Origin of the sequence: Algoriphagus marinus, from assembly GCF_001936475.1 — a bacterium.
Taxonomy (GTDB): domain Bacteria; phylum Bacteroidota; class Bacteroidia; order Cytophagales; family Cyclobacteriaceae; genus Algoriphagus; species Algoriphagus marinus.
Genome location: NZ_MSPQ01000003.1, coordinates 16502 through 40311, shown reverse-complemented (window position 1 = coordinate 40311; position 23810 = coordinate 16502). Strand labels below are relative to the sequence as shown.

Here is a 23810-nt window from a genome sequence, read left to right as displayed (position 1 = left end):
GACTAGTTTTGAATATCCAGAATAATCCGGTGAAAAGCTTCAATAAATTTCTTTGGAGAAAAATCCTCAGCCCGCTGCAATCCTTTTTGGATCAAAAGTCCACGAAGTGTATTTTCTCTGCTCAAAAGTACCATTTTTTCTGCCAAATCGCCCGAATCTCCGGTTTTACAAACTATTCCTGCCCCTCCACTGACTTCTACCAAAGCAGGCTGATCCGAATGGATTACCGGAATCCCTGCCCGCATAGCCTCCACAATTGGGATTCCAAAACCTTCATTCTCGGAAGGAAATACGTAAGCAAAAGCTCCATCGTAAAGCGTATTGACCTCCAAATCGCTAACATATCCAGGTAAGACTACCTTTTCTTCCAAGCCCAATTTTTTTACTAGGTTTTTCACTAGTGGCAAGGAATTCATTTGCACACTTTGACCAGATCCTCCTGCAAGCACCAATTTGAATTCTGAATTAGTCTTCTTCAAAAACTCATCAAAAGCCTCTACTAAAAGCGCTAAATTTTTTCGCTTATCAAAAGTTCCTATATGCAGAAAATACTTGCCTTGTTCCAAATTTGATTCTTTTAAAAAGCCTTCCTTAACCTCCTGATTAAGCGTTTTAGGAACTTGGTAGACCACTTCAATTTTATTAGGAAGTGCCAGGTGCTTTTCCAATGCAGCCTTGGAATGGTTCGTAGTGGTGATGATACTAGTCGTTTCTTTAATCCCTTTTTTTATTAAGCTCAAAAAATATTTACGCCACCAAGCGGGATAGTTTTTTGGCATTTGCCAAAAAAACGCGTCATGGAAAACAGTCAGCCGACGGCAGGGAAGTGCAGTAGCGGGTGACACAAAGTCGAGACAAATCAATACATCAGGCTGATGCTTCTTGACCAAATCCGGCAGCTGAAATTCCTTCCAACGAAAATAATCAAGATGGTAATTCAATCGCTGAATTTTAGAATTCAGATTTTTGAAAGTCTTGTCTTCCGATTGCTTTTCGGGATCATGTGTAAAAACCCACTCAATCTCAGGATTTGGATAATCTCTAGCCGCTTTGGCGAGCTCCAACATGTAGGTTTTAATCCCAGTGGTAGCGGCATTAAGATATTGGAGATCGAGGAGGACTTTCAATTTATATCTCTGTAAAAAGTGTTTCTGTAGGAATTTTCTACTTCAAATATAATCTTATTCTACTATAGCTATTAACACTATAACCGATCATCCACCAAGAAATCCAAGCTACGTAAGTATACATTTCTGCATTTGCAGTAAATAAGGGTAATAGCAAACCAACCTTCACAGAGGCAGCTACAAAAGCTAGCCTAGCAATCATTTTATCTTCTGTTTGATAAAAAACACGCAAGCTCAAAACTACTCCTGAAGCAAGTGTAAGGATATAAAGAAGCATACCAATCCATCCCAATTGGACTCCATAGATCAAAAATTGATTTTCTCCCCCGACTCGTAGCTCATCCGTTACACTTCCTGCATTCCCACTCATCGCCAGGCCTATTCCCATTGGGCTCGACACCATAGAATCCAAGGCAAGCAACCACTCCACAACGTGACCGATGCTGGAAGTATTTTCAAAAGTCAAGGTGTCTAGCACAAAAAAGTAAAAGTCTTCTGAGGCAAAGAATACTACATAGACTCCGAATCCAATCAAGGCCAGAAATCCTCCAGCAATTAATTTATATAGCCCAAATACCAAAGCCACAAAAAAGATCATCATGAAAAATGCTCCAAATGCTGCTCTGGAAGCAGAAAAGAATAAGCTCCCTAAAGACACCAGCATAATCAGTATATAAATCCAGTTCTGCTCTTTTTTGGTAGTTAAAAACCAAATCAATCCAGCCGCAAATCCCATTAGGACTGAACTAGCCATCTCTAAAGGATCGGAGAAAAAACTAGCTAATCGCTTGGTCACTGCTTGTGTTTCAAAAGTCCAAGTCAAACCAAAATTACCTGTAGGGTCGATATCGTTGATAGCTTCATTATAAAGTGCATATCCAGTAAACTGCTGCAAATGGGCATTTAAAACAAAGTTTTCAATCAAATTCACTAGAAAAGCTCCAATCGCAATGATGAAAATAATTCCAAATAACCGCTTGATCTCCAAGTCCGAAAACCGTGTATTCCGACCCAAAAAATACACGAAACCTGGAATCAACATGCTTTTGTAATACAAGGCCTTATTCACAAATGAAGCTTGCCCAATTGGAAGCAGCAAATACAAAAATGCCAACCCTAAAAACCCCAGCATCATCCAATCTGTAGCTTGAAGCCGAAATGGATAGTCGAAAATTTTTCGATTGTAAAAAATAAAAACCAGGACCGCGATAAGCACAATCAATTCCTTCAAAGCCTGAAAAACGGCAACAATAAGCGTGGAACTTGTCGCTAGATAAATAACGCTGAGGCTTGTAATATAAAAGGGTAAAAAAGCCGCCAGAAAATAAATAAAATACGACCACTTTCCCTTGAACACCATCTCCTGAACAGTCCAGAGAAAGCCTCCACTAACACCAATCGCAATTAGAAGAAAGAAGATTAAAGCCATTTTTCAGGAGATTGAACAGGCAAAGTGAATCCATCCCAGATTCCCTTGGCCACAGATTTTAATTTCTTAAATCTTCCTCGGACCGCAAAATAAGCTGCCCAAAACCCAAACCGAATTAAGTGGTATCCAAAAGCAAATGGCTTATAGATTAAACTGACGGCTGTACGGATTAAAAAAAACTGATTCCGAACGTGATAATAAAAAACTCTTGGACTGAGCGTGCCTTCGCTATGACTTTTTTTTGATGAAGCTCCTGCCTCATGGTAGATAATTGCTTGTGGTGCCAAAGCGATTTCAAAACCTTTTTCTCTAAATCTCAAACTCCATTCTACATCCTCAAAATAGGCGAAGTACTGTTCATTCAACAATCCTGCTTCCAGTATCGCTTCTCTGGAAATAAGCATACAGCAACCAGTTGCCCAATCCAGTTTTTGAAAACTAGTCTTTGTAGTCTTTGTCTTTTTTAACTCTAAACGAGTGATCGCGCGGCCAAGCCAGTCATTCCATTTTCCTCCTGCACTCCAGATTTGATTTCGATACTTCATCCAATAAATAAGGGGCTGAACCACTCCGACTGATGGATACTTTTCAAAAACGGTAAACATTTCATCCAAAAAATCTGATACAACAACAGTATCATTATTCAATAGCATGACATGAGAAAATCCCTGTTCCAATGCCCTTCGAATTCCAAGGTTATTCCCACCAGCAAAACCCAAATTGCTTTGACTTTGCACCAATTCAATTTCAGGAAACTGTTTTTGAAGAATTGCTCCCTCTTGATTGTCAGAAGCATTATCAACTAGAATAACTCCAAAATTCGGAAAATTCAGATTCCGAAGTGAGTGAAGGCATGCTACTGTAAAGTCTAACCCATTCCAGTTGACCAAGATTATTGCGACGCGACTGTTAGCTATAGAATCCAAGGAAGAGTTTTCGGTTATTTCTAAAGAGCAAAACCATACAAATCAGGAATACAATAATCTCCGTGGAGAGAATCGCATAGCAAAGACCGATTCCCCCAAATTGCGAAGTAAGTAGAGAGGCGGTGATAATCATATACACGCACATCATCCAAGAAGCCTTGAAAAGTAAGTTTTTCAAATCTGCAACTAGCATGAGCGTTACGTTTCCTACATTGAGGCAAGCTAAAAATGGCACTGCCGCCAAGATTCTCAGGTAATCCACAGATTCATCCAATGGTTTTCTAGCCAAGGTCTGAATGATCCAAGGAGCGGTGAAGTAAGTTCCTGCAGTAATCAGCATTCCCACTAATAAGACTCTTACGTAGACATTTTTCAAGAATCGAAAGAATGCCAATTCATCATTTTGGTAATTTTTTGCTGCGTTGGGATAAATAGCCTGAATGATCAAAGCTGGAAAAAGTCGTAAAACCATTACCACACGCTCTGCCAGGCTATACATCCCGAGTGTTTCGGCTACAGAGAAAAAGCTCAAAATGATCAACCCTCCATTAATGGAAATATGACTCGCCAGATTACTAAAAAAGAAAAGAATATTATCTTTCAAACTCTTCCAAATCGCAGAAAATTCCGGTCTGTAAAATCGAATTTCCAGAAAGATATGAATGTAAAAGAGTAGGAAAATATTAATTGTCAGTCCAAAAAAGCCCATTATAAAATTCACCCACTTACTTTGGTCAGGTTGGTGTATAAACAAAACAATCCCCATTAAGAACAGCAGTTTGCTGAAAATATTGGTGATACTAATCAACTTCATTTTTTCCATTCCCTGAAAAAACCAAAGTGGAAGCGTCGCCTCAGAAAACAACAACAAGCATGAAAACAAAAGGATGACTTGATATTCTTTGAATAAATTCAGACCGAAAACCCCAATAAGAATAAAGAGCGTGGCTAAGAATGCCAGCAAAATCTTCCCAGAAAAGACATTTGAAACCAAGTGAGAAAGCGCAACCTTGTCCTGTTGGTTGACCGCAACATCTTTTGGAGCACTGAGGTTATAGCCAAATCCGACCATAATATTCAGCAGAATAATCACAGAAAGGGAGAGGTTTACCAAGCCAAATTGATCCAGCCCGACACTCTGGATCAAAAGGGGCATCGTAATAATGGAGATGAGGATGTTTGAAGACTGAATTACCGCCAAAAAAAGGAAATTCTGGATTGATTTATTCCGGATAATATGTCCTAGGGGTAATAATGACAGTTTTTCAAACATGGCGGTAAGCTATGCTAGGCATGCTTTTGGTACAATCGACGGAAGTATAGCATCAACAAAGTCAAAAATCCGGTTCCAAAAGCTCCCAAAACCATTCCTTTGACTAAGCGGATTTCTGTCCGCTTTAAGGGAAGTCGAGGCTGATCTATGATTTGAATCAGAGGTGAATTGTTGCGATGGTTTACTTTCGCAATTTCTAAGTTTTTTACGATCTCCTGATATACCGCTCCAGTTGCCTGTACATCAATTTGCCTTTTCCGGCTTTCCACCGTCGCAGAGCTCAAAAGTGGATTCGCATTTGGCACCCGATCTGAAGCAGCGGCATAAGCCCCGATACTTTCATCCAAAATTGCCCGAACGCTATCTGCCTGAGTTTGCAGAATGCTGAGATTTTCTCCCGTCTTTTTCGTCTTGGTTTCGAGGTAGAATCCATTGACTTTTTCCACCAATCGCTCATTGAACACTTTTGCGAAAAGCTCATCTTTAGATGAAATTGAAACCTGAATGATCGTAAGTTTGCGATCAGGCTTGACAACTGCCAGTTGATTTTCTCTTATCAATTTTGAGACTTCTTTTACCACAGAATCCTGTGAAACAGTGAAGCTGTCTCTTGGAATGGAAAAGTCCATGGCCTCAAAATTTACTTTGGAAGCCCATTTTTTATCCAACTCTTCAAAGGAAATGAATCGATCAATCAATAATTGTCCCTCGTCAAATGGACTTAACAAGGTCTCGCCGAGCATTCGGTCTGAGCGATAAAGCTCCATTATATTGTCGCCTTGGAATAACCCACTTGTGCCACCTAAGGAACCTAAATTCACTCCAACCAAGGAAGCTAAACCAGACATTTGTCCCATACCTGCGGCATCACCCTCTTCAAGTACAAAGGATGTTTCGCCATGAAAAACCGGTTTTTTGAAAATAGAAACCATTGCCCCAAGTCCCAAACCAATAATTCCTGCCGCGATGAGCACTTTCCATTTGGAGAGAAAATAGCTTATCCACTCCCCAATATTTTGGAAGACTTCTTTGATGGTAAATTGATTTTCCGAAAAATGTTGAGATCCTGCCATTACCAGTTGATTTGAGAAATGACTAATCCTAATGTTGCCAATCCGGTTGTAATGCCAACTACTTCACCCAAACGCAATGGTACTTTAGGGCCTTTCGTAGGAACGATGACTTCCGCTCCCGGCTCTACTGAAGGATAATTTCTGATTCCTAAAAAGCCTTTGGTCCGTTTTACCGCTCCGTTTGCATAGACTACATAAGTTTGTTTTCTATTCGCTCTGCGGTCGAATCCTCCAGCGTTATTGATATAGTATTTTAAACTTTTGCCCGACTCAAGACGAAGCGTAGTCGGATAGACTAGATCTCCTCGCATTCTGACCGTCTGAAGCAATTTTGGAACGGATAAAATATCACCCTCCTCCAATAGTAAATCATCCTCAGACCCTGGGTTTTTAATGATAGTTTCCAAGTTGATCGCCACTGCTTCGGTCTGTTTTAGTTTGACCTCAAATCCTGGTGTCCCTGCCGCGATTTGATCTAGGGATTCCTTTTTATTTTGCGCCAATTGAGTATCAACTGGATTAGCCGTTTCTGGTAAGTCTTTGAATAATCGTTGCAATAATTCTTCCTGTGCCTCCGAATTGGACGGATCAGCTTCAAGTTTTAATCTCAAAGCTTCCAAATTTCTTCTTCTTCGAATTTCCTCGGATTCGGTATTAAAAAACTCAGTACGACGGATCAAGGTTGCCCCTTTGGAATAGGCAAATTGATTCAATCCTCCAGCTCGTTTGACTAGATCGGAGATTCGCTCACCACTTGTTTGAATGGCAAAAATCCCTGGAGAATTCACCTGACCTTCAACCGCCACTAATCTTTGCATAGTAAAAGTGGAACGCTTTCTTACAATCACTTGATCAAAAGGCATCAGTTCTGGCGATTCGCTGGTAATGGACAGATTAGCTGCAACCTGAGCCGGAATAATATCTGACAAAGTCCCAAGGTCCGTATCTTCTAATCTTCTTGCGATTTCGATATCTTGGGAATTTGCAGATTCCTGAAGTCCTCCTGCCAATACAATCAACTCTTCCAGTCTCATAGATTTGGAGAAAGGATAGACTCCAGGTCGCATTACTTCACCTAAAATCTGAACGTATTGCTCATTTTGAATATCATAAATGCTTGCGATCCGCACGACATCTTCCCGTTGCAATGTGATATCAGGAGAGCTTCCATCCAAAACTGACTTAAGATTCACTTGGATCATTTCTGTACTGAGGTCTGTTTTTGTCCTGAGTATACTCGCCTGCTCGGTGTAAGCATCTCCTCGGAGACCCTCTGCATTCTTAATTAATTGGGAAAGCTTAAGTCCATCTGTCAAGGCAAAAGTCCCTTCACGATATACCGCACCTTTGATTTGTACTCGGTTGGAATAGCGATTCAAAATCCGCTGAACAGTAATCTCATCTCCTCCTTTGAGGATAAACATCCCAAACTGATTTTGATAGACATCAGAGACGGAGCGTTGATTGCCGGTAATTCTGGAAATGGCTACCCGATCTTTAAAAGCCTCATCGGTAAACCCTCCAGCGTAATTTAGCAGATCTTCAAATGTGTCCTCTGGAGCAATTTCAAAAGTAATTGGACGCTTCACCTCTCCATTGACTTTGGCTCTAGCCAGAAATGCCGGAACTAGGATCACATCTTGGTCTTTCAGTTGAAGATCTAAATCGGCCATGCCTTTGGTCAGCATTTCATAGACATCTATCTCGGCAATGAGCTTATTATTTCGAATGAGTCGGATTGCACGGAAAGAGCCATTTTCATTTGGACCTCCTGCTGCATAAAGCGCGTTGAAAACAGTTGAAAAAGCGCTCAAGGTAAACGTTCCTGGCAATCGCACCTCACCAAGAATATTGACTTTGATGGTACGGACATTACCCAAAGTGACTTGAAGAAATGTGCTTGGATTCGCTCCTGAAAGGCCCGGATAGTAGCGGGCAACTCGATTTTTAATGATGCCTTGTGCTTCCTCAATAGACTTTCCGGAGACAGAAACCGGTCCGATATTATCCAAGAGTACAAAGCCGTCAGGATTGACCGTCGCCTCATAATACTGTTCGGATTGCCCATAGATATCTACATAGATCATATCTCCCGGTCCCAAGGTGTAGTTTTTTGGAGTAGCCTGATTCAGGCTGGGCTCAAAGCTTAATCTTCTGTTTTTATTGTAAAAAAGTGATTCACCGAAGATCTGAGGACCATTATCATCAGATTCTACGAAATCTTGCGGCTCATAAATCCCTTGTGTTATCGTATTAAAATCTACTTGTTGCCGAGGCTGTCTTTTGGAAGCATTAGTTGAGCGCGGATTTGCGACAGAACGATTCAATTCGTCAATTCGGTTTTTAAGTTTAGCCACCTCAGCAGAAGGCATCCCTCTCAACTGTGCCATCTGAAGAAATTCTTCAGGGGAAAGTCCTGCTTCTGCTGCTCTGGAAATTAATTCTTCAATTTGCTGATCAGATAATTCATCTACCTTGAGCTGTGTCAAATCGGTCGTTTGCTGCGCAAAAGAAATAGGAGACACAAATACTAAAGCTGCAACTACACTAAAAAAATACCAGAATCTTTTTGTTTGCATCATATTTTATGGGCAGTTCCGGGTGAATCTAGAACGTATTAAGGACTAAAAATCCGTGAATTTCTTATTTCTACCAAATATAGTTCCAAAAAGGTGCTTTTCAAGTCTTTCAAGATTGCCCTTACTCGGTGCAATTTTTACAAATCTCGATCTGGGTACGATCTGCTAAAAGTTGTTTTCGGAAGTTGAAATAGGGAATAGATTTCCATATCGACTCCATGGTATTCAATTTCAACTCACCCATCACATACGTTGCATCTTTGTCAAAGCAACAAGGGACTACTTTTCCATCCCAAGTGACCACTGCCCCTTGCCACATCCGCCAGCATTTATTTTCGATTTTCTTTTTGATCTTCCATTTACCATTTCCAACAGGTACATAGCGCGAATAGCCTAGATCGGAGGGAATCAGGTCAGATCCATTTTCAAAGTCATAGATCTGTGTGGTTTTAAGTTGGAGTTCATCCACGCCGATTTCCTTGGCCCAAGTTTTCAGCGCAGGGATCTGATGCTCATTTTTCCCAGTCACCAAGAATTGGAGAATGACTCTGGGGAAATCCAGCTTGGCTTTTTTGCGCTCCTCTAAAAGCAAACTCAAGCCATGCTGAACTTTCTCCAATGAACCTCCAATTCGGTAATCTTGATACACTTCCTGCGTAATCCCATCCATCGATACGATGAGTTGCTTAAGTCCACTTTGGAGTACCTCACTCACTTGCTTTTCTCCTAAGTAGTGGGCATTGGTGGAAGTCGAAGTAAAGATCCGCTGTTGATCGGCATAGCGCACCATCTCCAGAAATCGAGGATTGAGAAAAGGCTCACCTTGAAAGTAAAGATGAAGCCAAGTGAGGTGACCTTTGACTTGATCAATAACTTTTTCAAAAAGCTGATCCTGGAGCATTCCAGTTGGTCTGGTAAATGAACGAAGACCTGAGGGGCATTCAGGACAACGGAGATTACAACTGGTAGTCGGCTCGATGGAAAGCGTCGTTGGATTTCCCCAAAGAATTGGTTTTCGCAGGAACCTTGAAATCTGAAAAGAAATTCCCAAAAGCGCATAATTCCAGACTTTCCTTAATGTCAGGAATCGAAGAAATGCGGTTGCTGAGAGCCATTGGTTAGTCACTGGGGCAAATACGGAAGAGAAAGGGGAGAATGCAAGATTTACATTTTTGGTTGAGCCAAAATTCACGGTAAACAAAAAAACCGACCACATTGAAGCAGTCGGTTTTCTAATTAATTACAAGAGAATTTATTTCTTCAAACTCGTATTCATCATTGGAGATGGCTTCGTCCAAGGTGTAACATCCAATTTTCTAGGTGTCGGCAAGATTTCATCCAGTGTATTTCCATCGTACACCCGCCCGTTTTTCACCACATGGGTGATGGTATTGGTGTTACGGATATTCTCTAATGGATTTGCTTCCATGATAACCAAGTCAGCCAACTTACCAGCTTCGATGCTTCCCAGTTCCTTATCCAAGCCCAATGCTTCCGCACCCAAGATCGTCGCAGTCTTCAAAGCATCCATACCAGACATTCCTCCACTGGCTACAGACCAAAGCTCCCAATGGTAACCCAAGCCTTGCAACTGACCGTGAGAACCTACTCCAGCTAATCCTCCTTGATCAACGATAGATTTGATGCCAACTGCATGATCTTCGAAGACATGATCCTCTGGCGCAAACCAACCACCTAATCCACCAGCTCTACGGCGTGCTTTTGAATTCAACTCCTCATATGGCGTGAATCGATTTAGTTTAGGGTCATGCAAAGGACTCTCGGTGGTATAGTAATAATTTTCAGCCCAAGGTCCGCCATAAGCTACAAGCAAGGTCGGAGTTACCGCCATTTTGCTTTCAGCAATCGTCTTAGTCACGTCTTTGTACAAAGGATAAATCGGAATCGCATGCTCATGTCCCGGATAGCCATCAAATAGCTGGGTCATATTCAATTTGAAATCCAAACCACCTTCCGTTGTCGGCATCAATTTCTGCTCTTTCGCAGCCATGATCACCCATTGACGATGCTGTCTGTTTCCAACCAAATACATCTTGATGTACTGGGTATTGTAATACTTGCTGTATTGCTTAAGGACATCTTTGGTCTGCTCGAGTGACTTCAGATTATACATCCAATAACCCACACCTGGACCTGTAGAATAAACTCGTGGACCAGGAACCATTCCTGCCTCGACCATATCACTATAAGTCAAGACATCAGTAGTTGCAGTTTGAGGATCACGAGTGGTCGTTACGCCATAGGCCAGATTAGCGGCATAGATCCAAACCGAATTCTTATGCAAACCCCAAGTTGGCCACATGTGCGCATGGGTATCTATAAATCCTGGGGTAATCGTTTTACCAGTTGCATCGACCACTTTCGCAGACCCAGCATCAAGCGTTCCAGTCTTTCCAACAGCTTTGATTCGGTTATTCTCAATCAGGATATCGCCGTTTTCGATGACCTCATTTCCCTTCATAGTCACGATTCGGGCATTCTTCAGAAGGATGCTGCCTTTTGGAGTGTCCTTCGCAAAGTAAACCTTCACCTGACGCTCCTCAGGTTTATAGCTTTCTTTCTCTTTCTGCGCTGCTTTGTGAAGGCTATCTGCTTTGGCTTTTTCCTTATCAGTTTTGAAGAGTTCTTTGATTCGTTCTTTTTCAGCTTTTGCTACCGAATCAGCAGCCTTTACTGCATCCGGACCCAACGCTTTCAAAGTTGAAACGCTGTCAGCATCAGCCATCATTTTAGCTTTCTTAGCAGATTTAACAGAATCTTCAACTAATTCAGCACGTGTGATATCATAAACCCAATGTCCATTTCCAAGTGACCAATGCACTTTTTTACCATCGGCTTCCCAAGCTGGCCATTCTCCGCCGATCTCAGTCAATTGACGAGATGGAAAGTTGCTAGATGAAGGATCTGCCACGTTGATAGTTGGTGTTTTTCCCACCTTCGGAATAGTGACTACATAAACGTTATTATTTACCTGTGCCAATGCCAAATTACCCTCTGGCGCCATCAAGATCGTACTTGCGCTGGCTGGACGCATTGTTGGTTCTTGTGCATTCGAACCTTCCGGCAGCATGCAATAATTCACCGCGTCAGCATTGGATCGAGGCATTCCCATCACATATCGGACGGTTGAAATATCTTCCAAGCTAGCATGGTCATGCGAATCATGATCTCCTGCAGCAGATCCGAATGGGGTGATTCCCGTGATCTTCGCATAAATCTTTTCGTCTTTTCCTTCCCAGTTTACAGAAAGCAGAGAGCCTCCGGGACCGTTCAGGAAAATGCGAGTTGGATCCTTGGTGAAGTGAGCATTTCCATAATTAGGGGCATCCACGATTTTGGTGAGCTCGCCGCCAGCTGCCGGAATCCAAACCAATTCTGCCTCAGAACCCGAAAAGCCAGGACCTTCTGAATCTTGCAATTCTCTTCTTGGACCTTTGAATACCACAATTCTATTGTCTGGGGACCAGACAGGACCAACATAAAGTGCTGCTTCTTTGGTCAATTTAGTGACGGAGCCTTTTCCTGCAAGCGAGGCTTTATAAAGGTGTCCTCCTTCCGTTTCAGACCAAGTCGTAAATACCAATTGCGTTCCGTCTGGACTCCAGGAAGGCATAGCTTCGGTAAAGTTATTGGTCGTGATTCGCTTTGGCTCTCCATTTGGATAGTCCATTACATACAATCTGTTCAGAACTGTAAAAGCCAATTTTTTGCCATCCGGAGAAGGCACACCATCACGAATTTGAGTGGCAAGTTTGGCTGTGGTATCCTTGATTTCATAATCGAAATACAATCTTGGACCCATAGCCAATTTCACATCTACTTCGAAAGGGATTTCTTTAGGTGCTCCATCCATCACTGGGATGCTCCAGATTTTTCCTCCATAGGAGGCAATTACACTTTTGGAATCCGGAGTGAATGCCATGGCAGGAAGGACACCCTGAGGAGCAATCGATTCTTGCTCATCCCGCTGTACCGGATAGGCGAGCCAGCGTTCGTCGCCTGATTCAAGATTTCTTAAAACTAGACCAGTTTTATCCTCATATCGAGTTCCATAGACCATCCACTTTCCATCCTTACTCAGGGTAGGAGTGAATGCCGAACCGTAGCGGGAAGAAATGTTGGTTATTTTCCCTTCTTCCAAATCATAAGTACCGAGTTGATATTGCGGCAAAAGCGCGTTGTAATTCCATGCTCCCGTACGATGTGAAAAATAAACTTTTTTGCCGTCCGGGCTGACTACTGGGTCAATGGTCTTCATGGAAGAAGGTTCCTCATTGAGTTGGATTCCTCCCCCACCATCTTTGTGATACATCCATAATTTGGAGATTCTTCGGCCCTTGCTTACCACAATGTATTCTCCATCCGGTGTCCAAGCTGCTCCAGGTATGTCTCCGTTTTTATCTTTGGTGATTTGGACCGTGTCCTTTTTCACCATATCGATGTACCAAAGGTTGTCAGAACCAGCACGATCGGAAGTGAAAAGTATTTTTTCTCCATCCGGAGAAAATCTGGGATGTGTTTCGTAGGCTATACCGGTGGTAATTGGAGTGGCTTTCCCCCCAGAAATCGGAATAGTATAAATATCTCCCAAAAGGTCAAAAGCAAGAGTATTTCCGTCAGGACTGACATCTACACTTATCCAAGTTCCTTCTTTGGTGTTGAATTTCACTTCGCGCTCAGGCTTGAGTGGAAGGTCTTTGAATTTTGGGTAGACTAGACTGTCTTTTTTGGTGCTATCCAGCAGAGTAGTGAAATCTTCTCTCAACGGCGCCAATGCCGAATCATTTTTTGGCACTAAAGCCGCAAAGCTCACAGATACTCCTAACGCTACTAGCAAAGCAGGTTGGATGATTTTTTTCATAAATTATGAGTGGTGGTTTATTTATTCCGGGAAATAGAAATTATTGCCAATTGCCTGATTTTCAAGTATATAAAATGAGTCTTCTTATGGTCTATTCGACCTCCCAAACATTCACTGGTAGGGCTTTATTCTTCAGCTCCATTTGTCCAATACTATTACATTTAAAGTCAGGGACTGCGTTTGCGTATTTATCCAAAATCAGGATTTGACCAGGACTTGCCTTGGATTGTAATCTAGAGGCGACATTGACGGTATCTCCAATAACTGTAAAATCAAGTTTTTTTAGGGAAATAGAACCAATGTTTCCGGAGACCATTTCACCACTATTGACCCCAATGGAGACATTAGGTTTGAATCCTGATTTTTCTGAAAAGACAGGAAGCGCATTCATTTTATTACGGATAGCTATACAGGCCCGAAGTGCTCTTGCCTGATAATCTTCCCCTTTGAATACTGCCATGATTGCATCTCCGATGAACTTATCAATGATTCCTCCCTCATTCATTATTTCACGAACCATCAGGTCAAAATACTCATTGAGCAAACCTACGACGAGGTTCGGTTCCTCATTTTCAGAGATAGCCGTAAAACCACAAAGATCAATAAAAGCAACTGCTGCTTCCATCGTTTCATTTTCCCAGATTCCGGATTCGATTTCACGATTGCCCATGAAATTCAAAACGGTTTCATCCACATACATCTTGAGAATGTTGTTTTCTTTTAGGGCTTTAAGAGTCGATTTGACTTGATGGATGTATTGGCTAGTCTTTTCGATAGTGATTTCCAAATCCTGAAAATCAACCGGCTTGGTGATGAAATCAAAAGCTCCAAGGTTCATGGCTGTACGGATATTCTCCATATCTCCGTAAGCCGAAATGATGACAGTTTTCAGTAGAGAATGTTTTTCCTTGACTTTAGAAAGCAATGTCAATCCGTCCATCTCAGGCATGTTGATATCGCTAAGGATCATATCTACGTCCTTATTAGCATCCAGAACCTCAAGCGCAATTCGGCCATTCAGTGCAAACAAAAACTCCAGCTCTCCTTCACGAATTCGCTTTCGGAATTTTTGCTTGATCAGGATTTCCAAATCCGCCTCGTCATCGACTACCAATATCTTAATCATCCTTAATCTCTTTATTTCTTTGTTATCAGCCCTACAATTTCTCTCTTAAGAGAATCAAAATCAATTGGTTTAGTGAAAAATTCTTTTGCACCTGAACTCATTGCCTTTTGATAATTTTCAGTATCGCCGTAGGCAGAAATCATACTGACATTAATATTAGGAAACTTATCCTTTACTTTTTTCAATAATTCCAAACCAGTCATTCCCGGCATATTTATATCCGAAAAAACATACACCACTTCTGGAGGCTCGTCCTCACTTAATATCCGAAGTGCCTCATCTCCCGAAAAAGCAAAAGCCAATTCTAAATCTCCATTACGGACTTCCTTTCTAAACTTTTGTCGAAAAAGTGTCTCTACATCTCTTTCATCATCAACTATTAAAATCTTTGTCATCTTTTCTTAAGTTAAAATAATAATAAATTCAGTAAACTCTCCAGGAACACTTTGAACCGAAAGCTGCCCATTGTGACCTTTGGTAATAATCTCATAGCTCATTGATAAACCTAGACCAGTTCCTTTTCCTGCCGGTTTGGTAGTAAAGAATGGTTGGAAAATCTTCGCCTTAATCTCTTCTGGTATTCCTTTTCCATTATCCCGGATGCGAATCTCTATGCCTTTATCTAGCTTTTTGGTACTTACCCAAACTGTTGGCTTATAAGAAGCATGCTCGCTATTACCTTGGATAGCCAGTTCTTGTCGCCTTTCAGATACTGCATAGAATCCATTATTGATTAAGTTTAGTACAACACGGCCAATATCCTGAGGCACAACTTCAATTTTCGGAAGAGTCGGATCCAAGTCCAACTTAAAGTCCGCATTAAATGACTTGTCTTTAGCACGCAATCCATGATAGCTAAGTCGCAAATATTCATCTGCCAAAGCATTGATATCCGTCAATTCTTTTTGTCCAGAATTATTTCTACTGTGCTGCAGCATTCCCTTCACGATAGAATCTGCACGTTTGCCGTGGGTATTAATCTTTTCAAGGTTATCGGCTATGTCATTCAATATCTCATCAATCAATTCCTGATCCTGCACTTCCCTTGGTTTGACGCGCTCTTCCTTAATCTCCTGGATCAATTCATTACTCACCTCGGAGAAATTATTCACAAAGTTGAGTGGATTTTGAATCTCATGAGCAATCCCGGCAGTGAGCTCTCCCAAAGAGGCCATTTTCTCGGATTGAATCAATTGCTCTTGAGTAGATTTCAATTCCTCAATGGATTTATTCAACTGAGCAGTACGGTGTTGGACTCGCTCCTCCAATACTCGATTTTCCTTTTTGAGATAAAAAGACCTGATCTGAACAATAGTATAGATCAACAAGCCTAGTAAAAATGCATAGATCAAAAATGCCCACCAGGTAAGCCACCATGGAGATTTAATAATAAATGAGAATGAAGCAGGCTGACTCCAAACTCCATTAAATCCTTTGGTGATTACTTTAAAAGTATAATCTCCAGGTAATAAGTTGAAATACGTTTTAGACGCGGAGTTTTTGGTGATTTCAGACCAGTCCTCATCGGATCCTTCAAGCACATATCGGAATTCTATTTCATCTCTACTTTTGATTGTAGGGTTGGAATAAAGAAAAGTCAGGGAATTTTGATGATGTGGCAAAACCAAACCAACCGGCATTTTAGTTTTCTTATCTAAGCTATCCCATCGAATATTATTTTCATTGAGATAATCTGATAATTCACCTTTATCCAAATCAAGACTATCCGGAATGGCTAAGTCTTCAACTTTCTGATATCTAATGAAAAAAGAGGGCGATTCATCCATCACCTTGATTCCCGTCATTTCTACTTTCGCATCAGTGCTGGAATTTGTAATTGGATCCTGAAGATTTACAGTCAAAATAGGAGATGCTCCCCACCAAACCTTTCCTTCTGAGGTGACAAAGCCTGTAGATTGATTGTAATCAGTAAAGGGAAACCCCTCGGCTCTTCCAAAATTTGAAAATCTCCAAGCTTGGTTTGGATCATCTTTTTGAGGCTCATCGATCACTACAATTCCATTTTCTGTCCCAAGATGGAGCCTGCCTTTTGACTCCACCATGTCATATAATCCCTCCGGAATTAAACCATGTGATTTATTGATAAGGGTGATGGAGTCCCTGCTTTTATTGATAATAGAGATTCCCTTAGCTCCACCTATTACTAATCGCCTGTCCTCAGTTAACAAGAGAATAGATTGATCATTGGAAGGAAGTCCTTCGAGTACCCCAAAATAGCTCAAGGTATTTTTCTCAGTATCAATCCTATTGATTCCAGAATCACTAACCAACCACATTTTTTTGTCGGCATCTTCTTTAATTCCCCAAATGGTGTTACTGGCTAAACCAGAAAATGCATCCAATTTTTTCATAGTCATATTTGACCGGTCAAAAACTATCACTCCGTTATCGCTCGCAATCCAAATTGAACCATCACTGCTTTTTATACCTCTCCAGTTGGCCTGAGCTGTTTCTGAATTGCTTTTGTAGGAGGTAATTAAATTTGAATTGACATCCAGTATACTAAAGCCACCTATCGAACCAATAAAAAATAAATCCTGACCTATTTTATTAATTCCGCTTAGTCTATTTGGGCCTATATCTCTGGGAATAATCAATTCCTTTAGCGTATGATCTTTTGGATTGTAAATCATCAATCCTTCATAAGTCCCAAACCAAACACGGCCCTTGCTATCCTCAGAGATTCCCCAAGTATCATTGCTGATTAGCCCATCATCTGTTGTAAAATGTCTGGAATCCATTCCAGTGGGATCATAGAGCGTGAGCCCTTGCAGCCAAGATCCAGACCAATACATTCCCTCCTGATCAAATATATTGACCGCAGGTGGCCCCTGACCTGTGAGATTTGATTTAGTATCAATGGTTTTTATAGTTCCTTTTATTGGCCTGTAAATACTGAAAAACTGATTAGAGCCGATCCAAATATTCTCTTCTTTATCCAAAGCGATTGAAATGGGAGCCCCTTCAAATCCTTGCTCAGCCGCTAATCTAGTGATGGTGGAATTTTCTAATGAAATACTGGAAAGCCCTGGCGAGAAGGATGATATAAGAATTTCTCCAGAGGAAGTTTCAGTGAAATCATAGTTAGCAAAAGTTTTCAATCCGGATTCCTGATCGAAAAGCTTCATCTTTTTTCGATCAGCATCAATAATTCCAACTCCAATACTTAAGCCTAACCAAAGATTGTTTTTTGAATCAATGAAGGACCCCAGTGAATTATTGATTCCTAAATTCAAGCCTTTCAAATCAAGATTGGATACCGTCCGATTTTTCAAGTCAATGAACTTGTGCTCATCCACCACTCTTCCTCCCCAGTAATTACCATCCCGGTCTACATTTCCCCTTGAAAATCCATAAGACAACTCAATAGTTTCTACTAATTCTTTTTCCAAATCGACTATAACTATTCCTTTTTGGAAACTGGACACTATCAGTTTGCCATCGGGAGCAAAATCTAAATCCGATATCGTGTTCACAGCTCCAGAAAAGTCACTTTTTACGATTGGATAGAGGTGAAACTCAGAACCGGTAAACTTAACCAACCCCTTTTCTGTGGCTATCCAATGAATTCCATCAGGACTAATAATCTGTGCGAAAATGATATTCCCCGGCAGTCCTTGTCCGTTGGAAAGGCTTAGAATTCCTGCATTGACATTTTCTAATTTCAGTGGGGTGATGACCGGCGTGATAATAGGTTCAGGAAGTCTAACTATTGAACTTTCCAAAGAATCACTCTCTAATATTAAATTAAAGGGGTATTCCTCTAGTTTATCCCAATCGAAAGTAGTTTTCTCAACTGGTTTTTTGAGCGGAGTTTCTTCTTCAAGAAAGAATGGTTTAGAGGGCAGACGATCCAGATCAAACCTCATTATATTTCCCTTAGGCACGCTGTCTTTAGGGATTTCTTTCCAAGTGATCGGTTTTCCATCAGGTATTTTAAAAGGGAAAGCCTTTGGGATTTCGAATCCTGAGGGATTTTCAGGAAAGGGAATATCCTTATCTGACTGACAGGAGAAAGTCAAAACTAGAAAAAGTATAAAAAGCGACTTTGAATTAAACAATTGATCGTCTTTCAACATGTATAAATATAATTATTTTAAGTTGGAAGTTCGATAAGGATTTGAGTGCCTTTTCCATCTTCCGACTGCACTTGAATATCTCCGCCATGGCTTTTGACAATATCATAGCTAAGCGACATACCTAAGCCAGTTCCTTGACCCGTTGGCTTGGTAGTAAAGAAAGGTTGAAAGATTTTTTGTTTTACTGATTCAGGCATCCCCATCCCATTATCCTCCACTTTTATTTGAATTTTATTTCGATTTCTTCGGGTGGTAATTTTAACAAAAGGCTTATACTCTTCCGCACTATTATCAGACTTGAGTTTAAGCTTTTTTTCGTTGACTGCATAAAAAGCATTATTAACCAGATTGAGTAATACTCGACCAAAATCTTGTGAAATCACCTCTACTTTAGGGAGTAAATCATCAAAATCAGTCTGAAAATCAGCATTGAAAGTTTTATCCTTTGCCCTCAAGCCATGATAAGCCAACCTTAAATATTCATCAGCCAATTCATTAATATCGGTCAGTTCTTTGACTCCACTACTCGTACGGGAGTGCTGAAGCATTCCTTTCACAATTGTATCAGCTCGTTTTCCATGATATGCTATTTTGGAAAGATTATCCGCCACATCACTAAAGATCTCTGCTATCAATTCCTGATCTCTTTCGGCAGGCGCTTTGGATAGTTCCTCCTTAATCTCCTGGATTAATTCATTACTGACTTCAGAGAAGTTATTTACAAAATTTAGAGGATTTTGAATCTCATGTGCAATTCCTGCTGTTAACTCTCCTAAAGAAGCCATTTTTTCAGATTGGATTAACTGATCCTGGGTAGACCTTAACACTTCCAAAGCGGCTTCCAATTCTTCTTTTTGCTTAGTTATTTCCTTGGTCCTTTCGGCTACCTGTATCTCCAATTCGTCCTTAACCTTTGCTGCAATCTGATATTCCCGCTCTTTTATTATCGCCTTTTGCTGCTCTTTTTCAAGCGCTTTAGCCTGCCTCCTGTTTAAAATCCACATGGCAATAGCCCAGATAAAAGCAAAGAATTCAGCCGTCTCAAAGTATGTTACCCACCTGATGTACCAGGTATGGTTGATCAGTTCTGCTAAATGGGAAATAGCTTTTGTGCCTATTAAAGGAAGTAAGGCAAAAATCAGATTCTTACGAAAATGAAATTCTGAATACTTGAAAACCATGAAAATCAAAGTCCCTATCAAAGCAAACGTACTAACCATCAAAAGCAGGTTAAAACCTTCACTTACTACATCTATCACTATGAGTGCTACAGCCGCAGCCATGATAGAAGTAAATAGAGACCTCCACCTGTTAGGGGTTTTTTCTAACCCAAGTGGCTTTCTCAAATAAAAAGCGATAATGATGGTGATAAAATTAATCTCGTTCATGCTCGGTAAGATACTTTTTTCTGGCTATTCCTAGTTTAAAGTTAATTTAAACTATTCATGCCCCTCATTAAAAGTGAGAAATATGATAAATTCCGAGCTTGGATTTAATCCTTCTTTCCCGGATGTAAGCGAGTATTCTACAGTAAGCGTTCTTTCATGAGATCTCGCGATATGCCTCAGAAGTACTATCAATTTGCTCTTTTTACATTTTACCAAAGTATGCGGCAAAAAAACTAACTCCATAAAACCAAAAAAAACAGTTTCATCTTGTCAATTAAATTTTTGAAACACACCAAGTAGATGCTTAATACTAATACAAGACTTTAAGATAATTATAATGCTTTATAATTGATGGATGGACTTCAGTTATATAGACAGGAAAGTGAATAAAGCATTACATTTTCCATTTTTTGGTTGGATATAGGTAAAATGGTTGATGGATTAGCCTATTTGGTTACTTGCATAAAGCGGATAATTCCTGTTTCGAAGAGGTGATATCTTAATTTCTGATTTAAAAAAAGGTCCAAGGCTCTTATGTTTTGATTAGTAAAAACATGGAATTAGATCAAAAGAAACCGGGAAGAACCTTAATCACCCAAAAAAGGTCTTCCCGGCTATTTAAAAAATATGAGTTATTGCTTATAAATCTCCTCAGGTTGAATCCTGATTTTTCATTCTAGCAATAACATCATCTTTAGTCCTCACTGCCATTTTAAGTTTAGTTTAAAACGGAATTAATAGCTCATGTTAAGTCTTATATCAGTTTTAGCCATCAACGAGGATTCTTATTAAAAAAAGTTTATATCAGCATATTTTAAATTTCTTGAACGGAATCTTCTAATTTCTCAGGTACATAATTTCAATATTAGAATTGATAATTTTCATTTCCATAAAATAAGTCTGTGTAGTGCATCTTCGCTTCACAGGCAAATGCTTGGATCAGAAATGAGACGAGTACAAACAATTTTAGATCTTTAAATTCCAGAACTGAAATTGTGAACAGTCTATCTGATTAAATATGCAGTCAAAGGATCAATAAAAAAATTGTCTTAGGACAAAATAGACGTAGTACTTCCCCAATCCCATAAAATTCTTCCCCATTAGATTATTTTAAATACAGAATACTGATCTTGATATAATTCTATTTAGTACATTTAGAAATGAAGAGGTTTTTCTTTTTTTGGATTTTTTTGATACCTATTGTATTATTCGCCCAAATCGAAAATCAAAGGGGAAAGCTTCGATATCAAGAGGTTTTTGTAGCTACAGATAATTTTCAATCAGACTATCTAGACAACCTTGAGAATAGCGTTTCGGAAATACCTGAATTCTCCCCGCTTAGGCTACAAATTTTAAATGATTTGGGGTACTATTATCATACTCGAAACCTCAAAAAAGCATTAGATATTATAGAGCTAGGATTAAGAGAAGCCGTAGAAAGTGATGAGACGTATTGGAAGGGTAGATTGCTGGTTTCCAAGGGAGCAATTCTTCTTCGAATGGAGCAATTAGATGAAGCAGAGCAAGTCCTCAACGAAGCTATTTCAATGATTCCCGAGCAAGAAGCTTGGTTATTATATACCAACTTAGGCTATGTGTATGAGCGTAGGGGAATGCTTGGGGAGGCTTTTGAATATGCTTCCAAAACGCTTGGAATAGGGGAAACTTACAAAGATCAAAAGGCTATTGCTATGGCCTATTCCGATATGAGCAATTTATTTTGGAAACAGCGGAAATTTGAATCCGCATTTTTTTATGGAATCAAATCATTAGAAATATTTGAAAGAAGAGGAATAAATGATTTGGATTATGATTTCACACTTCACCTCGTCGGACAATACCTGGTGGACCTGGAGCGCCAAGACGAGGCTCTTCCTTATTTTCAGAAATCTGTCCAACTTGGAGAGCAATATGGTTTTTACAATAATCTCAGTGATACTTATATCGCTTTGGCCAACCTTCATGCTAATGCGGGGAATTTTTCGGAGGGAAAAAAGTCAGGTCTGGATGCGCTTAGATATGCAGAATTACTTGAGAATGACTTTATGATAATGAGATCCTATCTCGCTTTGGGAAAAGTGAGTAACGAAGCAGGGGAATACAGTCAGGCTGCCAAATACTTGAATACAAGTATTGAAAAAGCAAAGGAGAATTTTGGAGATAAGTATTACCTGACTTTGGTATACCAGGAGTTAAGTAAGGCTTATGAAGGTTCTAAATTATTTGAAAGTGCCTTGAAAGCCTCTAGGATTGCGCATCAACTCCGAAGCGATGTTTTCACTTCTGAAGCAGAAGCACAAATCGCAACTCTTCAGACAGAAATGCAGGTCGCGCAAAAAGAAAATACGATCAACCTTCAAGAATCCCAACTGAGTCGTCAGCGGATTTTGCAAGTTCTCTACCTTACCCTTGCTATAGTCCTAGTGATCATTCTGTCTTTGGTATATCGGGTTTATCTGAGGAATAAATCCTATTCAGCACTACTAGAAAAGAAAAATCAAGAAAAGGAATTTTTATTGAAAGAAATCCATCATCGAATCAAAAACAATCTTGAAACTATATCTAGTTTACTCTCCCTCCAAATCGCAAAAATTGATAATCGCCACTTTCAGCAAGTATTGGAAGAAACATACAATCGAGTTCAAAGTATGGGGATGATTCATTTGCAGCTTTACCGAGAGAAAAACTTAAAGGGAGTAGAAATGAAACAGTTTTTTGAAAGATTGGGAAGATTTATCCTTGACACCTTTGATGCCAAGAAAAGAATCGATTTTGACATTGAAATGGCACCTCTTGAATTGGATGTGGACATGGCTATACCAATAGGGTTAATTGTAAATGAATTAATCTCCAACTCACTCAAATATGCTTTTCCAGATCAGGAAAAAGGCAGAATCCTTATCAGTCTTTATGAAAAAGAGGATGCCTTATTTCTAGAGGTCGCTGACGACGGAGTAGGAATAGTTTCAAATTCAACTCCCCAAGGAACTGGATTTGGGAGCGAGCTGATTAGCTTGCTAACAAGACAACTTGATGGAAAAATGACCTTGGTCAAATCTCCAGGAACAGCCTTTTCATTTACATTTTTTTTAAACAAAGCAGCCTAACCAAAATGAGAATATTAATCGTCGAAGATGACATGATTATTGCCGCTAATATCAGTTTACAACTGAGTAAACTTGGCTATGAAGTTACCGGTATTGAAACCAAGGCGGAGGAGGCAATTCACCATGCTTTAGAAACCAAGCCAGATTTGATCCTGATGGATATTCAGCTAAAAGGCAAATCCAATGGAATAGATGCGGCGCATGAAATTCATAAAGTTCTGGATATTCCAATTATTTACCTAACTGCCAACGAGGATGATTCCACTTTTCAAAAAGCTAAAAATACTCATCCATTTGCATTCATTTCCAAACCATTCAACAAGCAAAACTTAGAGCGGACTATTGCTTTGGTTGAAGAAAGGATCAAGGAAACTCCCAAAGAAGAAGCAGAAGAAAATTCTTTTCATGAATCACATGAGGATAGGATTTTTATCCGAAATCAAAATAAATTAATCAAGGTTATGCTCGATGACATTATTTGGGTAGAAGCCGAACGGAACTATTGCAAAATAATTACCTCCCAGCAAGACTATTTGATCGTGAGTCCTTTGAATAAGCTTTGTGAAAAAATCGACCCTAAACGCTTTGTCAGAATCCACCGATCCTATATGGTGAATTTTTCAAAATTAGAAGCGGTAACAGAAACCCATGTGGAATTGAAAGGAAAAATCCTCCCGATTGGCAAGCAATACAAGGAGGATTTATTTAGGTTGGTGAATAAAGTCTAGTTCTTATCTGATAAATAAAATTTTCATTCGACTACTATTAATTATCCTTAGAATAATAGACTTAAAGTTGTC

14 protein-coding genes are annotated in these 23810 nt (G+C 40.0%); 2 read left to right on the top strand and 12 right to left on the bottom strand.

Annotation, left to right across the window (positions count from 1 at the left end):
• Window positions 1-2: 2 nt before the first annotated feature.
• From BVC88_RS06925 to BVC88_RS06870, 12 genes are all read right to left on the bottom strand, one after another.
• Complete coding sequence (locus tag BVC88_RS06925; protein ID WP_075349942.1) at window positions 3-1127, bottom strand: glycosyltransferase family 4 protein; 1125 nt, start codon at window positions 1125-1127, stop codon at window positions 3-5.
• A gap of 37 nt (window positions 1128-1164) precedes the next feature.
• On the bottom strand, window positions 1165-2556 hold the full coding sequence (locus BVC88_RS06920) for an O-antigen ligase family protein (protein WP_075349941.1): 1392 nt from the start codon (window positions 2554-2556) through the stop codon (window positions 1165-1167).
• A complete protein-coding gene (locus tag BVC88_RS06915; protein WP_075349940.1) occupies window positions 2547-3482 on the bottom strand; it encodes a glycosyltransferase family 2 protein in 936 nt (311 codons plus the stop codon). Before BVC88_RS06915 ends, BVC88_RS06920 begins: the two co-directional genes overlap by 10 nt.
• Window positions 3466-4755 carry an oligosaccharide flippase family protein gene (locus BVC88_RS06910; protein WP_075349939.1) on the bottom strand — a complete coding sequence of 430 codons (1290 nt, stop codon included), beginning with the start codon at window positions 4753-4755 and terminating at the stop codon, window positions 3466-3468. Before BVC88_RS06910 ends, BVC88_RS06915 begins: the two co-directional genes overlap by 17 nt.
• Before the next feature lie 14 nt (window positions 4756-4769).
• Window positions 4770-5828, bottom strand: a complete 1059-nt coding sequence (locus BVC88_RS06905; RefSeq protein WP_075349938.1) for a GumC domain-containing protein — start codon at window positions 5826-5828, stop codon at window positions 4770-4772.
• Window positions 5828-8410, bottom strand: coding sequence for an SLBB domain-containing protein (locus BVC88_RS06900; protein WP_075349937.1), 2583 nt, complete (start codon window positions 8408-8410; stop codon window positions 5828-5830). The genes BVC88_RS06905 and BVC88_RS06900 overlap by 1 nt, the downstream gene beginning before the upstream one ends.
• Before the next feature lie 118 nt (window positions 8411-8528).
• The gene (locus BVC88_RS06895) at window positions 8529-9533 is read right to left on the bottom strand and encodes a radical SAM/SPASM domain-containing protein (RefSeq protein ID WP_075350167.1); all 1005 of its coding nucleotides are present in this window, start codon (window positions 9531-9533) and stop codon (window positions 8529-8531) included.
• A 126-nt stretch (window positions 9534-9659) separates the two neighbouring features.
• The gene (locus BVC88_RS06890; RefSeq protein WP_075349936.1) at window positions 9660-13289 is read right to left on the bottom strand and encodes an amidohydrolase family protein; all 3630 of its coding nucleotides are present in this window, start codon (window positions 13287-13289) and stop codon (window positions 9660-9662) included.
• Window positions 13290-13380: 91 nt separating this feature from the next.
• Window positions 13381-14415, bottom strand: a complete 1035-nt coding sequence (locus BVC88_RS06885; RefSeq protein ID WP_075349935.1) for an adenylate/guanylate cyclase domain-containing protein — start codon at window positions 14413-14415, stop codon at window positions 13381-13383.
• Between the two features lie 11 nt (window positions 14416-14426).
• Window positions 14427-14810 carry a response regulator gene (locus BVC88_RS06880; RefSeq protein ID WP_075349934.1) on the bottom strand — a complete coding sequence of 128 codons (384 nt, stop codon included), beginning with the start codon at window positions 14808-14810 and terminating at the stop codon, window positions 14427-14429.
• A gap of 6 nt (window positions 14811-14816) precedes the next feature.
• A complete protein-coding gene (locus tag BVC88_RS06875; protein WP_075349933.1) occupies window positions 14817-18515 on the bottom strand; it encodes a sensor histidine kinase in 3699 nt (1232 codons plus the stop codon).
• 17 nt (window positions 18516-18532) lie between these two features.
• Window positions 18533-19903 carry a sensor histidine kinase gene (locus tag BVC88_RS06870; RefSeq protein WP_075349932.1) on the bottom strand — a complete coding sequence of 457 codons (1371 nt, stop codon included), beginning with the start codon at window positions 19901-19903 and terminating at the stop codon, window positions 18533-18535.
• 1160 nt (window positions 19904-21063) lie between these two features.
• Between BVC88_RS06870 and BVC88_RS06865 the strand changes: the two genes are divergently transcribed.
• Complete coding sequence (locus BVC88_RS06865; RefSeq protein WP_075349931.1) at window positions 21064-23010, top strand: histidine kinase dimerization/phosphoacceptor domain -containing protein; 1947 nt, start codon at window positions 21064-21066, stop codon at window positions 23008-23010.
• A 5-nt stretch (window positions 23011-23015) separates the two neighbouring features.
• A complete protein-coding gene (locus BVC88_RS06860; protein WP_075349930.1) occupies window positions 23016-23738 on the top strand; it encodes a LytR/AlgR family response regulator transcription factor in 723 nt (240 codons plus the stop codon).
• The last annotated feature ends 72 nt before the right edge of the window (window positions 23739-23810 follow it).

Coding starts and splice junctions, on each gene's coding strand:
- BVC88_RS06875 (WP_075349933.1), bottom strand. CDS start 18,515: ATGTTGAAAGACGATCAATTGTTTAATTCAAAGTCGCTTTTTATACTT.
- BVC88_RS06860 (WP_075349930.1), top strand. CDS start 23,016: ATGAGAATATTAATCGTCGAAGATGACATGATTATTGCCGCTAATATC.
- BVC88_RS06890 (WP_075349936.1), bottom strand. CDS start 13,289: ATGAAAAAAATCATCCAACCTGCTTTGCTAGTAGCGTTAGGAGTATCT.
- BVC88_RS06910 (WP_075349939.1), bottom strand. CDS start 4,755: ATGTTTGAAAAACTGTCATTATTACCCCTAGGACATATTATCCGGAAT.
- BVC88_RS06870 (WP_075349932.1), bottom strand. CDS start 19,903: ATGAACGAGATTAATTTTATCACCATCATTATCGCTTTTTATTTGAGA.
- BVC88_RS06865 (WP_075349931.1), top strand. CDS start 21,064: ATGAAGAGGTTTTTCTTTTTTTGGATTTTTTTGATACCTATTGTATTA.
- BVC88_RS06920 (WP_075349941.1), bottom strand. CDS start 2,556: ATGGCTTTAATCTTCTTTCTTCTAATTGCGATTGGTGTTAGTGGAGGC.
- BVC88_RS06900 (WP_075349937.1), bottom strand. CDS start 8,410: ATGATGCAAACAAAAAGATTCTGGTATTTTTTTAGTGTAGTTGCAGCT.
- BVC88_RS06905 (WP_075349938.1), bottom strand. CDS start 5,828: ATGGCAGGATCTCAACATTTTTCGGAAAATCAATTTACCATCAAAGAA.
- BVC88_RS06885 (WP_075349935.1), bottom strand. CDS start 14,415: ATGATTAAGATATTGGTAGTCGATGACGAGGCGGATTTGGAAATCCTG.
- BVC88_RS06880 (WP_075349934.1), bottom strand. CDS start 14,810: ATGACAAAGATTTTAATAGTTGATGATGAAAGAGATGTAGAGACACTT.